Source organism: Klebsiella sp. CN_Kp106 (genome assembly GCF_040064575.1).
Classification (GTDB): Bacteria; Pseudomonadota; Gammaproteobacteria; order Enterobacterales; family Enterobacteriaceae; genus Klebsiella; species Klebsiella michiganensis.
In genome coordinates this window covers 1-14,915 of record NZ_JBEAIG010000016.1, presented here as the reverse complement: position 1 = coordinate 14,915, position 14,915 = coordinate 1, and the positions used below count along the sequence as shown (strand labels likewise).

Below are 14,915 nucleotides of genomic sequence, written 5' to 3'. Positions count from 1 at the left end.
GTTTCTCTCTTTCTGCCGGGCTATCCATCCCGGCAGGTCTTCATCTGCATACCCTCAACTTCAGTTAAACAAAAATGAAGCGCATCTAAAAATGCGCGTTATTCTATTGCCGCATTTAGATAGAATTGTCGCGGGTTCTGCGGGTTAAAACATCAGGAATTGTTATGAAATTAAATGGAAAGCGCAGGAAAGTTTGGTGGCTGCTGGCGATTGTCGTGCTGGCCCTCGCCGTCTGGGGATGGCGAATTCTGAATGCGCCGCTGCCGCAGTATCAGACGCTGGTGGTGCGTAAAGGCGACCTTCAGCAGAGCGTGCTGGCGACCGGTAAGCTCGATGCGTTGAAAAAAGTGGACGTCGGGGCGCAGGTGAGCGGGCAGCTAAAAACGCTGCGCGTCGAGATTGGCGACAAAGTGAAAAAAGACCAGCTGCTGGGGGTTATCGACCCGGAGCAGGCGGAAAACCAGATAAAGGAAGTCGAAGCGACGTTGATGGAGCTACGGGCGCAGCTGAACCAGGCGCGCGCGGAACGTAAGCTATCTGCGGCGACGCTGGCTCGTCAGCAGCAGCTGGCGCAGCGGCAGCTGGTCTCTCGCCAGGACCTCGATACCGCCGCGACCGACTTAGCGGTCAAAGAGGCGCAAATCGGCACGATTGAAGCCCAGGTCAAACGCAATCAGGCGACCCTGGATACGGCCAAAACCAACCTCGACTACACCAAAATTCTGGCGCCGATGTCCGGAGAAGTGACGCAAATCACCACCCTGCAGGGGCAGACGGTGATTGCCGCCCAGCAGGCGCCGAATATTTTGACCCTGGCCGATCTCAGCACCATGCTGGTGAAGGCGCAGGTCTCGGAAGCGGACGTCATTCATCTTAAGCCAGGGCAAAAGGCCTGGTTTACCGTACTGGGCGATCCGCTGACGCGCTATGAAGGAACGCTGAAGGATATTCTCCCGACGCCCGAAAAGGTCAACGACGCTATTTTCTACTACGCCCGTTTTGAAGTGCCGAACCCGCAGGGCATCCTGCGCCTGGAGATGACCGCCCAGGTGCATATTCAGCTCTCAGAAGTGAAAAATGTTATCACCATCCCGCTGAGCGCGCTGGGTGAGGCCATCGGCGATAACCGCTATCACGTGCGTCTGCTGCGTACCGGTGAAGTTAAAGAGCGTGAAATTGTTATCGGCGCGCGTAACGACACCGATGTGGCGGTGGTGAAAGGGCTGGACGAGGGGGATGAAGTCATTATCGGCGAAGGTGCGGCCGGAGCGGCGAAATGACGGCGTTACTGGAACTGCGTGATATTCGCCGCGGCTACCCCTCCGGCGATGGCAACGTTGAGGTGCTGAAAGGCATTACGTTGAACATTGCAGCCGGTGAGATGGTGGCAATCGTCGGCGCGTCCGGCTCCGGGAAATCCACGCTGATGAATATTCTCGGCTGTCTGGACAAACCGACCGGCGGTACCTACCGGGTCGCGGGAACGGACGTGGCTCGCCTCAACGGCGACGAGCTGGCGCGCCTGCGGCGGGAACATTTCGGTTTTATTTTCCAGCGCTATCACCTGTTATCGCATCTCACCGCGGCGCAGAACGTGGAAGTTCCTGCGGTTTATGCCGGCGCTGAGCGCAAAGCGCGCCTGGCTCGGGCCCATGAGCTGCTGGTTCGGCTGGGGCTGGGCGACAGAGCTGAATATCAGCCTTCGCAGCTCTCCGGCGGCCAGCAGCAGCGGGTGAGTATCGCCCGTGCCCTGATGAACGGCGGGGAAGTGATTCTGGCGGATGAGCCAACCGGTGCGCTGGACAGCCGCTCCGGCGAAGAGGTCATGGGGATCCTTCACCAGCTAAAAGCGCAGGGGCATACGGTGATTATCGTCACCCATGACCCGCAGGTGGCGGCCCAGGCGGAGCGGGTGATTGAGATCCACGACGGTGAAATCGTGCGTAATCCGCCCGCGCTGAGTCCGGCGCAAGGCGGCGTACTGCGCCAGCGCACGGCGGCCGAACCGTCGGCGTGGCGTCAGTTCAGCAGCGGCTTTCGCGAAGCGCTGATCATGGCCTGGCGCGCGATGGCGGCGAATAAAATGCGTACGCTGCTGACGATGCTCGGCATTATTATCGGCATCGCATCTGTGGTGTCGATTGTAGTGGTGGGCGATGCCGCGAAGCAGATGGTGCTGGCCGATATCCGCGCCATCGGCACCAATACCATTGATGTATATCCCGGCAAGGATTTCGGCGATGACGATCCCCGCTATCAGCAATCGCTCAAGTACGATGACCTGTTAGCTATTCAGAAACAGCCGTGGGTGAGCTCGGCGACCCCTGCGGTATCAAAAAGCCTGCGCCTGCGGGCGAATAACATCGACGTTGCCGCCAGCGCCGAGGGCGTAGGGGCGCAGTACTTTAACGTCTACGGCATGACCTTTAGCGAAGGCAATACCTTTAACGAGCTTCAGCTAAATAGCCGCGCGCAGGTGGTGGTGCTCGACAGCAACGCGCGCCGACAGCTATTTCCGCACAAAGCGCGGGTCGTCGGCGAAGTGATTCTGGTCGGCAATATGCCTGCGACGGTGATCGGCGTGGCGGATGAAAAACAGTCAATGTTCGGCAGCAGCAAAATTCTGCGCGTCTGGTTGCCCTATACCACGATGGCTGGCCGGGTGATGGGGCAGTCGTGGCTGAATTCCATCACCGTGCGCGTCAATGAAGGCTACGACAGCGCGGTTGCCGAGCAGCAGCTGTTGCGTCTACTGGAACTGCGTCACGGTAAGAAAGATGTTTTCACCTGGAATATGGACAGCATCTTGAAAACGGCGGAACGGACCACACATACATTACAGCTGTTTCTGACGCTGGTGGCGGTGATTGCGCTGGTGGTCGGCGGTATTGGCGTGATGAATATTATGCTGGTCTCAGTCACCGAACGCACGCGGGAGATCGGTATCCGTATGGCGGTCGGGGCGCGGGCCAGCGATGTCTTACAGCAGTTTTTGATCGAGGCGGTGCTGGTTTGCCTGGTTGGCGGGGCGCTGGGCGTCACGCTTTCGCTGCTGATTGCCTTTGTATTACAGCTGTTTTTACCCGGCTGGGAGATCGGTTTTTCACCGTTGGCGCTATTGACCGCGTTTTTATGCTCCACGCTGACCGGGGTGCTGTTTGGCTGGCTACCGGCGCGCAATGCGGCTCGTCTGGACCCCGTCGACGCCCTGGCGCGCGAGTAGCGATAAAAAAATGCCAGTCAGAAGGACTGGCATTTTGCTGGCGGGATGTACACAATGAAGCAAAAGAGTTATGCGGCTGTTTCTGTTTCTTCAGCTTCAACAGGGACAATCACGCTGGCGTGGTTACCTTTTGGCCCCTGGTGAACATCAAACCGAACCGCTTGTCCGGCTTTTAGCGTTCTGTAACCATCCATCTGGATGGTCGAGTAATGGGCGAAAATGTCTTCGCCGCCGCCCTCAGGGCAGATAAAACCGAACCCTTTGGCATTGTTGAACCACTTAACAGTACCCATTTCCATACTTCGACATCCTTCGTAAATCTTATAAGTAAGATGGAATGAACCGGTAGTGGAGTGACGAGTTGTTCATTTGCTCGCCAACTCTCGCCACTACAATTTAGAGAAATCAGGAAATGCGTCAAGCGATTGACGCCAGGGGACGGTGAAAAATGCGTCAAAATTTGAAGCAGTTAACGCTATTGCCGGGGAATGTGACAGACGTCGCGGATGGAAGTAATAGATGATAATTATCTATGATCTATTGTAGATTTGTGATGTGCATAGCCTCTGGTCATCGACAGGCCACCGCCTGTTGGCAACAGCAACCGATGATGAACACTGACGATGAGTAAGAGAGACTGGTTGGACTTCGATCAGCTAATTGAGGACGAAGTTAAAGATGCGCTTAAACCGCCATCTATGTATAAAGTGATATTAGTCAATGATGACTACACTCCAATGGAGTTTGTTATTGACGTGTTACAAAAATTCTTTTCTTATGATGTTGAACGTGCAACGCAACTGATGCTGACGGTTCACTATCAAGGTAAAGCGATTTGCGGGGTGTTTACCGCAGAAGTCGCAGAAACCAAAGTATCGATGGTGAACCAGTATGCGAGGGAGAACGAACATCCGTTGTTGTGTACGCTAGAAAAAGCCTGAATGCAGGCAATAAACTTGGGGGAGGTGCCTATGCTCAATCAAGAACTGGAACTCAGTTTAAACATGGCTTTCGCCAGAGCGCGCGAGCACCGTCATGAGTTCATGACCGTCGAGCACTTGTTGCTGGCGCTGCTTAGCAACCCTTCGGCCCGCGAAGCGCTTGAAGCGTGTTCAGTGGACCTGGTCGCGCTGCGTCAGGAGCTTGAAGCCTTCATCGAACAGACCACACCCGTACTGCCTGCAACGGAAGAAGAGCGCGACACTCAGCCGACGCTGAGCTTCCAGCGCGTGCTGCAACGTGCTGTTTTCCACGTCCAGTCTTCCGGCCGCAGCGAAGTGACCGGCGCCAACGTTCTGGTCGCGATTTTTAGCGAACAGGAATCTCAGGCGGCATACCTGCTGCGTAAACATGAAGTCAGCCGACTTGATGTGGTGAATTTCATCTCTCACGGTACGCGTAAAGACGAGCCGAGCCAGTCTTCCGATAACAGCGGAAGTCAGCCTGGCAGCAGCGAAGAGCAAGCAGGCGGGGAGGATCGTATGGAAAACTTCACCACCAACCTCAACCAGCTTGCCCGCGTAGGCGGTATCGATCCGCTGATCGGCCGCGAGAAAGAGCTGGAACGTGCTATTCAGGTTCTGTGCCGCCGCCGCAAGAACAACCCGCTGCTGGTGGGGGAATCCGGCGTTGGTAAAACCGCTATTGCTGAAGGTCTTGCCTGGCGTATCGTGCAGGGCGACGTGCCGGAAGTGATGGCCGATTGCACTATCTATTCACTGGATATTGGCTCGCTGCTGGCAGGTACCAAATACCGCGGCGACTTTGAAAAACGCTTTAAAGCGCTGCTTAAGCAGCTGGAGCAGGACACCAACAGTATTCTGTTCATCGATGAGATCCACACCATTATCGGTGCGGGGGCGGCTTCCGGCGGGCAGGTCGATGCCGCTAACCTGATTAAACCGCTGCTTTCCAGCGGTAAGATTCGGGTCATTGGCTCGACGACCTATCAGGAGTTCAGCAACATCTTTGAAAAAGATCGTGCCCTGGCGCGGCGTTTCCAGAAAATTGATATCACCGAACCTTCCGTGGAAGAGACGGTGCAGATTATTAACGGCCTGAAGCCGAAGTATGAAGCGCACCACGACGTCCGTTACACCGCGAAAGCGGTACGTGCGGCGGTAGAGCTGGCGGTGAAGTACATTAACGATCGTCATCTGCCGGATAAGGCGATTGACGTGATTGATGAAGCCGGAGCGCGTGCGCGCTTGATGCCGGTGAGCAAACGTAAGAAAACGGTTAACGTGGCGGATATTGAGTCCGTGGTGGCGCGGATTGCGCGTATACCTGAGAAGAGCGTTTCCCGCAGCGATCGCGATACGCTGAAAAACCTCGGCGATCGCCTGAAAATGCTGGTCTTCGGCCAGGATAAGGCGATTGAGGCCTTAACCGAAGCGATCAAGATGGCGCGCGCCGGGCTTGGCCATGAGCACAAACCCGTCGGCTCTTTCCTGTTCGCTGGGCCTACCGGGGTCGGTAAAACCGAGGTTACCGTACAGCTGGCGAAGTCGCTGGGCATTGAGCTGCTGCGTTTTGATATGTCCGAATATATGGAACGTCATACCGTCAGCCGCTTAATCGGTGCGCCTCCGGGCTACGTCGGTTTCGATCAGGGCGGGCTGCTGACCGATGCGGTTATTAAGCATCCGCACGCGGTGCTGCTGCTGGATGAAATTGAAAAAGCGCATCCGGATGTCTTTAACCTGCTGCTGCAGGTGATGGATAACGGGACGCTGACCGACAACAACGGCCGCAAAGCGGATTTCCGCAACGTGGTGCTGGTGATGACCACCAACGCCGGGGTGCGCGAAACCGAGCGTAAATCCATTGGCCTCATCCATCAGGACAACAGTCCGGATGCAATGGATGAGATCAAAAAGATCTTTACGCCGGAGTTCCGTAACCGTCTCGACAACATTATCTGGTTCGATCATCTGTCTACGACGGTTATCCATCAGGTGGTGGATAAATTTATCGTCGAGCTGCAGGTTCAGCTGGATCAGAAAGGCGTCTCTTTGGAAGTCAGCCAGGAAGCCCGCGATTGGCTGGCCGAGAAAGGCTACGACCGGGCCATGGGCGCGCGTCCGATGGCGCGGGTGATTCAGGACAACCTGAAAAAACCGCTGGCCAACGAGCTGCTGTTTGGCTCACTGGTTGACGGCGGACAGGTGACCGTTGAACTGGATAAAGAGAAAAATGCGCTGACCTACGACTTCCAGAGTGCGCAGAAGCACAAACCGGAAGCGGCGCATTAAGTTTCGGTACTCAGTGACAAAACCGGCCTCAGGGCCGGTTTTTTTATCTGCGCGCTTTAAGTTGTAAATGACGCAGAAATGAAAAGACCGGGAATTATCCCGGCCTTCAGCATCTGGCGCGCTAAGCGCGAAAACGATCAGCGACTACGGAAGACAATGCGGCCTTTGCTCAGGTCGTACGGGGTCAGCTCAACAGTCACTTTGTCGCCCGTCAGAATGCGGATGTAGTTTTTACGCATTTTACCGGAAATATGCGCAGTTACCACGTGACCGTTTTCCAGTTCTACGCGGAACATAGTGTTAGGCAGCGTATCAAGTACGGTGCCCTGCATTTCAATATTGTCTTCTTTGGCCATCTAGTCCTCTGGGGTATCACTACCGTAGTTTTGAACCGGCAAGATAATGCCGAAGTTCAGCAAGTATGTAAAGTTTTACGTCAAATCGCCGAAGTAGTTTTGGCGCATTACCCGTAATTCACGCGGATAAACCGGGTGACAGGCGCAAACGTAAAGGGGGAGTGACAGAACAATGGGTGTTATCTGACTCTTATTATTCCCAAACGGCGGCGGGGCAACGGGCAGAAGCTACTCTACCGCGCAATTATAACATCCCAACAAAAAATGTGCTGAAAACATTTATGCTTCTCCTGCAAATAGCACCCTTGGTACCCAGAATCGCTCCGGCAGACGATACGTCCGCAGCACGGAAAGATAGTCGAGGTAATCGCGGCGGGGAATTTCCACTGCGCCCAGCGACGCCGTATGCTTATTCAGCACCTGACAATCGATTAATTTTCCGCCATCCTGCGAAAATATCTGGCTAAAGACCAGCAGCGCGGTTTTAGAGGCGTTTTCGGCACGGCTGAACATCGACTCTCCGCAAAACAGCGCGCCCTGCGCGACGCCGTACATCCCGCCGACTAATTCCTTTCCCTGCCATACTTCAACAGAATGAGCATGTCCCAGCTCATGCAGCTGGTGGTACGCCTGAACGATCCCCGGCGTTATCCATGTTCCCTCATCGCGGTGGTCGGCGCAGCCCTCGATAACCTGACCAAAGGCGTGATTCAGCGTGACGCGATAAGGCGAGCGCTGATGGAAACGCTTCATGCTGCGGCTGAGATGAAATTTCTCTGGCCACAGTACCGCTCGCGGATCGGGGGACCACCACAAAATAGGGTCGCCGGGCGAAAACCACGGAAAAATACCGCGCTGATAGGCCATCAGTAAACGCGCCGGGCTAAGATCGCCGCCCAGCGCTAACAGGCCATTAGGTTCGCGTAAAGCGCCTTCCGGGGAGGGGAAGGCGATGGAATGATGAGAGAGCTGAACCAGCCGCATTTTTACCTCAACGCATCAGGCAATGATTCAATAGTAGCCTACAGGCGCTGCTTAAACTGGTAGTAACGCCCCTGTTCAGCCAGCAGTTCTGCGTGACTACCTTGCTCAATAATCTTCCCGTTGTCCATGACTATTATCTGATTAAAACGCGCCAGTCCGCGCAGACGATGGGTTACCATTAACACGGTTTTTTCACGCATCACTTCCGCCAGTAAATCAAGGATTTGACTTTCGGTCGTCGCATCGAGGCCTTCAGTGGGTTCATCAAGCAGCATGACCGGCGCATCGTGAAGCAGGGCGCGGGCGATAGCCAGCCTGCGCAGCTCGCCGCCGGAAAGCTGACGGCCGCCTTCACCCAGCCAGCTATTCAGACCGCTATCTTCCAGTAATTTCGCTAAGCCGACGCGTTCAAGCGTTTGGGCAAGTCGGGCATCGCTGGCTCCGGGAGAAGCCAGCAGCAGGTTGTCGCGCAGCGTAGCGCTGAACAGATGTACGCGCTGCGGCACGACGCTCATCGCCCGGCGCAGCGTCGCCTCATTAAACTGCCCCAGCGGCTGATTGTTGAGTAAGATTTCCCCTTCAGCCGGATCCCAGGCGCGGGTCAGCAGCTGCAGCAGGGTCGATTTACCGCAGCCTGTTCGTCCGAGGATGGCGATATGCTCTCCGGCCTCGATCTGCAATGACACTTTCTCCAGCGCGGGAGAGGGCTGCTGCGGATAGCTGAAGGTGACCTGATGTAAGCGTAACGAGACGCGATCCAGCGTCTGGCCTTCGCCCTGAGGGAAGACCACTTCCGGCTCTTGCTCGGTAATTTGCGTGATGCGCTTTGCGGAGGCGATCACCTGCCCCAAATGCTGAAATGCGCCGGTTACCGGCGCCAGCGCTTCAAACGCCGCCAGCGCGCAGAAGACAAACAGCGCAATCAGCGCCCCAGGCTGAGTATCGCCGCCAACGCCCGCGGAGGCGAGCCACAGCATAGCAATAACCGCAATACCGCCAATCAGCAGCATCAGCGCCTGGGAGAGCGCGGTCAGCTCAGCCTGGCGACGCTGCGCATCCAGCCAGCGCGCTTCCGTTTTTTCCATTTGCTGCCGGTAGCGGTCGCTGGCGTTAAACAGCATGAGTTCCGCCTGTCCCTGGAGCCATGAGGTCAGATGCTGGCGATATTGCCCGCGAAGCCGGGTTATGCTTTCACCTGCGGGTTTACCTGCGCGATAGAACAGCGGCGGCATCACCAGCAGGGTGAGCAGCATAATACCACCGAGGGTCAGGGCCAGAGTGACGTCCAGCACGCTCAACCCTACGGTGACGACCAGGATCACCACCAGCGCGCCTACCAGCGGTGATATGACGCGCAAATAGAGATGATCCAGGGTATCGACATCTGCAACCACCCGGTTAAGCAGCTCGCCCTGACGAAAACGCGCCAGCCCGGCGGGGGAGAGCGGCAGCAGCTTACTGAAGGTAAAGACCCGCAGGTGTTGCAGAACGCGGAAGGTGGCGTCATGGCTGACCAGACGCTCAAAGTAGCGGCCCGCGGTGCGAATAATCGCCGCGCCGCGCACGCCCGCGGCTGGCAGCATATAGTTAAAGCTGTAGATGCCCGCCACGCCAACGACGGCTGATGCCGACAGGAACCAGCCGGATAGCGTTAATAAGCCAATGCTGGCCAGCAGCGTCACGATCGCCAGCACGATACCGAGCAGCAACAGCCATTTGTGTCGTTTGTACAGCGCCAGGTAAGGCCATAATGCGCGCATTTAAATCTCCTCCTGACGATGAGCGAGCAGGGTCGCGAAGGGGCCGCCAGCGGCCGCCAGCTGCGAATAGCTGCCTTGCTCAACAATTCGACCATCCTGCATAACCCAGATCGCATCCCAGTTCGCCAGTCCTTCCAACTGATGGGTAACCATTAACGTGGTTTGCTGCGTTGATGCATTGGTCAGCGCCTGCATCACGCGCTGTTCGCTATGCGCGTCAAGGCTGGCGGCAGGCTCATCAAGTAGCAGCAGACGACAGGGCACCAGCAGCGCTCGTGCGACGGCGACGCGCTGAGCCTGCCCGACCGACAGCCGGCCGGCCTGATCGCCAACAGGCGTATTAATACCCTGCGGCAGAAGAGAGACGAACTCGCTAACCCAGGCTTTATCCAGCGCAAGCTGCAGCTGCGCTTCGGTGGCTTCAGGGCAGGACAGCAGGACGTTTTCGCGCAGCGTCGCCGCGGGCAGCTGCGGATTTTGCCCGACCCAGCTCAGGAGACGACGCCAGCGGTCGGCATCCAGACTCTTTAACTCGACGCCATTGACCTTGAGCGAGCCGTCATAGGGAAGAAAACCCGTTAACGTATTCAGTAGCGAGCTTTTGCCCGAGCCGCTTTGCCCAACCAGCACCACGCGTTCACCGGCGCGCAGGGAAAAATTCAGCGGCCCGGCCAGCACTTTCCCTTCGGGAGACTTAATCAGCAGGTCGCGAGCTTCAAGGCTTACCGTTTCATCATCTTTTAATGCCTTTTCCCCACGCTCTGCCTGCGCCAGCGGCGCTTCCATAAAGGTCTTCAGGCTGTCGGCGGCGCCAATAGCCTGCGCTTTCGCATGATAAAAGGTGCCTAAATCGCGCAGTGGCTGGAAAAACTCAGGAGCCAGAATCAGGGCGAGGAAACCGGACATCAACGTCACCCCGGCGCCGTAATGGCCAAAGTTGAGCTCTCCCAGATAGGAAAAACCAAAGTAAACGGCGACCAGCGCAATCGACAGCGAGGTGAAAAACTCCAGGACACCGGAGGAGAGAAACGCCAGGCGCAGCACTTCCATTGTCCGCTGGCGGAAATCCTGCGAGGCCTCGCGTATGTTGTCCGTCTCCGCTTCGCCGCGATGAAAAATACGCAGCGTTTCCATACCGCGCAGGCGATCGAGAAAATGGCCGCTTAAACGCGCCAGAGCGAGAAAGTTGCGGCGGTTGGCATCAGCCGCGCCCATTCCCACCAGCGCCATAAACAGCGGAATAAGCGGTGCGGTACCCAGCAGAATCAGCGCCGCGGCCCAGTTGATGGGGAAAATCGTAATAACAATCAGCAACGGTACAGAGGCGGCCAGCGTCATCTGCGGCAAATAGCGAGCATAGTAGTCATGCATGTCGTCGATCTGCTCAAGGATCAGCGTGGCCCAGCTACCCGCAGGTTTGCCCTGTATCCACGCCGGTCCCGCCTGCTGTAAACGATCCAGAACCTGACGGCGGATCTCAAGGCGGATATGTTGACCGGCCTGAAAACCCACTCTTTCACGCAGCCAGACCACCCAGGCGCGCAGCACAAAGACCAGCACCAGTAGCGTAAAGGGCAGCAGCAGCGCCGTCGCGGGGATATTTTCCATAATCATGCGATGGAGGATCCTCGCCAGGAACCAGGCCTGGGCGACGATCAACAGGCCGCTAACGACGCCCAATACGCGGGAAATCATCAACCAGCGACGGGAGATAATGCTTTGATCTTTTAACCAACGGGTTAACTCTTGTTGACGGGTTTTATTCATTGCGCGCTTAGCAGGTGTAGTTATGAGTTTTTTGGGCACGGCAATGTTACAACGAGGCAAAAATAAAGGCGACTTTTCGTCGCCTTCTTTACCTTTGTTACTGACTTGTAAAGATTATTTGCAAGCGTCGGCTAAACCATCCAGATAGCGCTCCGCGTCCAGCGCCGCCATGCAGCCGGTACCCGCAGAAGTAATCGCCTGACGGTAGATATGATCCATCACGTCGCCGGCGGCGAAGACGCCCGGGATGCTGGTCTGGGTAGCGTTGCCGTGGATGCCGGACTGGACTTTAATGTAGCCGTTTTCCAGCTCCAGCTGACCGGCGAAAATTGCCGTGTTCGGGCTGTGGCCGATAGCCACGAACAGCCCCGCAACTTCGAGGGATTCAACGTTATCCGCATTCTGGGTATCGCGCAGACGCAAGCCGCTTACGCCCATCTGGTCGCCGGTCACTTCTTCCAGCGTACGGTGGGTGTGCAGCACGATATTGCCGCTCTCCACTTTGTCCATCAGGCGTTTGATAAGGATTTTTTCCGCGCGGAAGCCGTCACGACGGTGGATCAAATGCACTTCGGAAGCGATGTTAGACAGGTACAGCGCCTCTTCGACGGCCGTATTGCCGCCGCCGATGACGGCAACCTTCTGGTTACGATAGAAGAAACCGTCGCAGGTCGCGCAGGCAGACACGCCGCGGCCCTTAAACGCTTCTTCCGAGGGAAGACCCAGATAGCGTGCTGAAGCGCCGGTGGCAATAATCAGGGCATCGCAGGTGTATTCGCCGCTGTCGCCGACCAGACGGAACGGACGGTTTTGCAGGTCGACGCTGTTGATATGATCGAAAATAATTTCGGTTTCAAATTTGGTGGCATGTTCATGCATGCGCTCCATCAGCAGCGGTCCGGTCAGATCGTTAGGATCGCCTGGCCAGTTTTCCACTTCCGTGGTGGTGGTCAGCTGACCGCCTTTTTCCATTCCGGTAATCAGTACCGGCTGCAGATTTGCGCGCGCTGCGTAGACCGCAGCGGTGTATCCCGCAGGTCCAGAACCAAGAATAAGCAGTTTACTGTGTTTGGCCGTGCCCATGAGATCCTCATAATTTATTGGCATACATGAGCTGGATTGTAGGGAATTTGTGGACGTAAAAAAAGAGCGCGGCGGTTTTGTTAACGATATGTGCAATAGAAGCTGCCGATTAATCGGCGATTTAACGAACGAAGAATATAACTAATTCTACTGTTAGCGAGACAATTATAAGAGGAAAACATGAGAATCAACCGGGGAGGATTATGAATATCTGGCATCTTGTACTAAAAATCGATGTTTTGCTTTGACAATCCCCTGTGCTTTTGCGAAAACATTCATGGAAGAAGAAAAGCAGTGTTTCGCGTGTGGCGAATTTTCATGCACGCAAATGCCATTTTTATCCGGGTTAGCGAAATCTACGCATGGTGTGGACAGACGCCATGCGTGATGTCGGTGACTGCCGTCAGGCAACGGGCTTCTCACGTACCCCTGGTTTACCCAACGTCGTACGGGTGATAACAGGATGGACTCTGGCAGTGAAGGCTCAGAGTCGGAACAGGAGTAGGGAAGGAATACAGAGAGACAATAATAATGGTAGATAGCAAGAAGCGCCCTGGCAAAGATCTCGACCGCATTGATCGTAATATTTTGAATGAATTGCAAAAAGACGGGCGTATTTCCAACGTCGAGCTTTCTAAACGGGTGGGACTTTCTCCGACGCCTTGCCTTGAGCGCGTGCGTCGACTGGAAAGACAGGGTTTTATTCAGGGCTATACAGCGCTGCTCAACCCGCACTATCTGGATGCATCACTTCTGGTATTTGTTGAGATTACTCTGAATCGTGGCGCGCCGGATGTGTTTGAGCAATTTAACTCCGCTGTGCAAAAACTTGAAGAAATTCAAGAGTGTCATCTGGTTTCCGGGGATTTTGACTACCTGTTGAAAACCCGCGTACCGGATATGTCAGCGTATCGTAAATTACTGGGCGAGACCTTGCTGCGCCTGCCGGGCGTAAATGACACCCGTACCTATGTGGTAATGGAAGAAGTCAAGCAGAGTAATCGTCTGGTAATCAAGACGCGCTAACACGGAACAGGTGCAAAATCGATGTAGTTTGATTACACTCCTGTTAATCCATACAGCAACAGTGCCGGGGAGACCCGGCACTGTTGTCCGTTTTAGCCGAAGGCAGGAAACAGCCTGATACCTGGAGAGCCTTTCTTGAGCCAGGAATACACTGAAGACAAAGAAGTCAAATTCACAAAGCTGAGTAGCGGACGCCGGCTCCTTGAGGCGTTACTCATTCTTTGCTCCCTTTTTGCCATCTGGTTGATGGCGGCCTTACTCAGCTTTAATCCCTCGGATCCTAGCTGGTCGCAAACGGCGTGGCATGAGCCTATTCACAACATAGGCGGGACGCCGGGAGCCTGGCTTGCCGATACGCTATTTTTTATTTTTGGCGTAATGGCCTATACCATTCCGGTCATCATTATCGGCGGCTGCTGGTTTGCCTGGCGTCATCAAGAAAACGACGAGTACATCGACTATTTCGCCGTCTCGCTGCGTTTAATTGGCGCGCTGGCGCTGATCCTCACTTCCTGCGGTCTGGCGGCAATCAACGCTGATGATATCTGGTATTTCGCCTCCGGCGGCGTGATCGGCAGTCTGTTGAGCACCACCCTGCAACCGCTGCTGCACAGCAGCGGCGGCACAATCGCGCTGCTCTGCATCTGGGCGGCAGGACTGACGCTATTTACCGGCTGGTCCTGGGTTAGCATTGCTGAAAAACTCGGCGGTGCGATTCTTTCTATTCTCACGTTTGCCAGCAACCGTACCCGTCGTGACGATACCTGGGTTGATGAAGGGGAATATGAAGATGATGAAGAAGAATATGAAGATGATGAACCCGCGAAGCCGCAGGGTTCTCGACGCGCGCGAATTTTACGCAGCGCCTTAGCTCGCCGCCAGCGTCTGGCTGAGAAGTTCTCTAATCCGATGGGGCGTAAGACCGATGCGGCGCTGTTCTCGGGTAAACGGATGGATGACGCCGAAGACGAGGTTCAGTACAGCGCCGGCGGTGCGCCTGTTGCCGCTGACGATGTCCTTTTTTCTGGCTCCAGCGCAGCGCGTCCGGCAAATGCTGATGATGTTCTGTTCTCCGGCGTCAGTGCGGCACGTCCCGGCGATTTTGACCCCTACGATCCTCTGTTAAACGGTCATAGCATTGCCGATCCGGTGGCTTTGGCCGCGCAGGATACCGCTGCGCCGCAGGCATGGTCTGAACCGCTGCCAGGGTATGAGGCTCAGCCGGTCTATCATCCGGAACAGGCCCCGGTACAGCAGCCAGCGTATCAGCCTGAACCGGCTTACCAGCCGCAGCATGCTTACCAGCCGGAACAGGCCCCGGTACAGCAGCCAGCGTATCAGCCAGAACCGGCTTACCAGCCGCAGCATGCTTACCAGCCGGAACAGGCCCCGGTACAGCAGCCAGCATATCAGCCGGAACCGGCTTACCAGCCGCAGCATGCGTACCAGCCGGAACAGGCCC

Annotated in this window: 12 protein-coding genes; 6 read left to right on the top strand and 6 right to left on the bottom strand. The window is 55.8% G+C overall.

The window, feature by feature from the left end; translation table 11 throughout:
* The first annotated feature begins 164 nt into the window (after window positions 1-164).
* Both macA and macB read left to right on the top strand, forming a co-directional pair.
* Window positions 165-1,280 carry a macrolide transporter subunit MacA gene (gene macA, locus ABLU96_RS10280; RefSeq protein WP_014228619.1) on the top strand — a complete coding sequence of 372 codons (1,116 nt, stop codon included), beginning with the start codon at window positions 165-167 and terminating at the stop codon, window positions 1,278-1,280.
* Window positions 1,277-3,223 (top strand): macrolide ABC transporter ATP-binding protein/permease MacB, encoded by a 1,947-nt coding sequence (macB, locus tag ABLU96_RS10275; protein WP_064404652.1) that lies wholly within the window; start codon window positions 1,277-1,279, stop codon window positions 3,221-3,223. Before macA ends, macB begins: the two co-directional genes overlap by 4 nt.
* Before the next feature lie 68 nt (window positions 3,224-3,291).
* Here the strand turns inward: macB and cspD are convergent, their stop codons facing one another.
* Window positions 3,292-3,522: a cold shock-like protein CspD gene (cspD, locus tag ABLU96_RS10270; RefSeq protein ID WP_004100627.1), complete on the bottom strand. Its 231-nt coding sequence runs from the start codon at window positions 3,520-3,522 to the stop codon at window positions 3,292-3,294.
* A gap of 324 nt (window positions 3,523-3,846) precedes the next feature.
* Between cspD and clpS the strand changes: the two genes are divergently transcribed.
* Both clpS and clpA read left to right on the top strand, forming a co-directional pair.
* Complete coding sequence (clpS, locus tag ABLU96_RS10265) at window positions 3,847-4,164, top strand: ATP-dependent Clp protease adapter ClpS (protein WP_004100628.1); 318 nt, start codon at window positions 3,847-3,849, stop codon at window positions 4,162-4,164.
* 30 nt (window positions 4,165-4,194) lie between these two features.
* The gene (gene clpA, locus ABLU96_RS10260; RefSeq protein ID WP_004849425.1) at window positions 4,195-6,477 is read left to right on the top strand and encodes an ATP-dependent Clp protease ATP-binding subunit ClpA; all 2,283 of its coding nucleotides are present in this window, start codon (window positions 4,195-4,197) and stop codon (window positions 6,475-6,477) included.
* A gap of 137 nt (window positions 6,478-6,614) precedes the next feature.
* On the opposite strand, the gene infA is transcribed toward clpA, so the two are convergent.
* The 5 genes from infA to trxB all read right to left on the bottom strand — a co-directional run bounded on the left by infA (window position 6,615) and on the right by trxB (window position 12,427).
* Complete coding sequence (gene infA / locus ABLU96_RS10255; RefSeq protein ID WP_002211347.1) at window positions 6,615-6,833, bottom strand: translation initiation factor IF-1; 219 nt, start codon at window positions 6,831-6,833, stop codon at window positions 6,615-6,617.
* 279 nt (window positions 6,834-7,112) lie between these two features.
* Window positions 7,113-7,817 carry a leucyl/phenylalanyl-tRNA--protein transferase gene (gene aat / locus ABLU96_RS10250; RefSeq protein ID WP_009653303.1) on the bottom strand — a complete coding sequence of 235 codons (705 nt, stop codon included), beginning with the start codon at window positions 7,815-7,817 and terminating at the stop codon, window positions 7,113-7,115.
* Window positions 7,818-7,855: 38 nt separating this feature from the next.
* On the bottom strand, window positions 7,856-9,577 hold the full coding sequence (gene cydC, locus ABLU96_RS10245; protein WP_064404650.1) for a cysteine/glutathione ABC transporter ATP-binding protein/permease CydC: 1,722 nt from the start codon (window positions 9,575-9,577) through the stop codon (window positions 7,856-7,858).
* Window positions 9,578-11,344 carry a cysteine/glutathione ABC transporter permease/ATP-binding protein CydD gene (gene cydD, locus ABLU96_RS10240; protein ID WP_014228628.1) on the bottom strand — a complete coding sequence of 589 codons (1,767 nt, stop codon included), beginning with the start codon at window positions 11,342-11,344 and terminating at the stop codon, window positions 9,578-9,580.
* A 114-nt stretch (window positions 11,345-11,458) separates the two neighbouring features.
* Entirely contained in the window at window positions 11,459-12,427 is a 969-nt protein-coding gene (gene trxB, locus ABLU96_RS10235; RefSeq protein WP_004849433.1) for a thioredoxin-disulfide reductase, read from the bottom strand.
* Between the two features lie 531 nt (window positions 12,428-12,958).
* On the opposite strand from trxB, the gene lrp reads away from it, so the two are divergent.
* Window positions 12,959-13,453: a leucine-responsive transcriptional regulator Lrp gene (lrp, locus tag ABLU96_RS10230; protein WP_002439523.1), complete on the top strand. Its 495-nt coding sequence runs from the start codon at window positions 12,959-12,961 to the stop codon at window positions 13,451-13,453.
* A gap of 135 nt (window positions 13,454-13,588) precedes the next feature.
* Window positions 13,589-14,915 (top strand): DNA translocase FtsK 4TM domain-containing protein (locus ABLU96_RS10225; protein ID WP_199519243.1); only part of this gene is annotated, 1,327 nt, incomplete at its 3' end.

What these genes read in the sequence shown, in the direction of transcription:
- clpA (WP_004849425.1), top strand. Translation starts at nt 4,195, where the DNA reads ATGCTCAATCAAGAACTGGAACTCAGTTTAAACATGGCTTTCGCCAGA.
- cydD (WP_014228628.1), bottom strand. Translation starts at nt 11,344, where the DNA reads ATGAATAAAACCCGTCAACAAGAGTTAACCCGTTGGTTAAAAGATCAA.
- trxB (WP_004849433.1), bottom strand. Translation starts at nt 12,427, where the DNA reads ATGGGCACGGCCAAACACAGTAAACTGCTTATTCTTGGTTCTGGACCT.
- macB (WP_064404652.1), top strand. Translation starts at nt 1,277, where the DNA reads ATGACGGCGTTACTGGAACTGCGTGATATTCGCCGCGGCTACCCCTCC.
- cydC (WP_064404650.1), bottom strand. Translation starts at nt 9,577, where the DNA reads ATGCGCGCATTATGGCCTTACCTGGCGCTGTACAAACGACACAAATGG.
- lrp (WP_002439523.1), top strand. Translation starts at nt 12,959, where the DNA reads ATGGTAGATAGCAAGAAGCGCCCTGGCAAAGATCTCGACCGCATTGAT.
- infA (WP_002211347.1), bottom strand. Translation starts at nt 6,833, where the DNA reads ATGGCCAAAGAAGACAATATTGAAATGCAGGGCACCGTACTTGATACG.
- aat (WP_009653303.1), bottom strand. Translation starts at nt 7,817, where the DNA reads ATGCGGCTGGTTCAGCTCTCTCATCATTCCATCGCCTTCCCCTCCCCG.
- macA (WP_014228619.1), top strand. Translation starts at nt 165, where the DNA reads ATGAAATTAAATGGAAAGCGCAGGAAAGTTTGGTGGCTGCTGGCGATT.
- clpS (WP_004100628.1), top strand. Translation starts at nt 3,847, where the DNA reads ATGAGTAAGAGAGACTGGTTGGACTTCGATCAGCTAATTGAGGACGAA.
- cspD (WP_004100627.1), bottom strand. Translation starts at nt 3,522, where the DNA reads ATGGAAATGGGTACTGTTAAGTGGTTCAACAATGCCAAAGGGTTCGGT.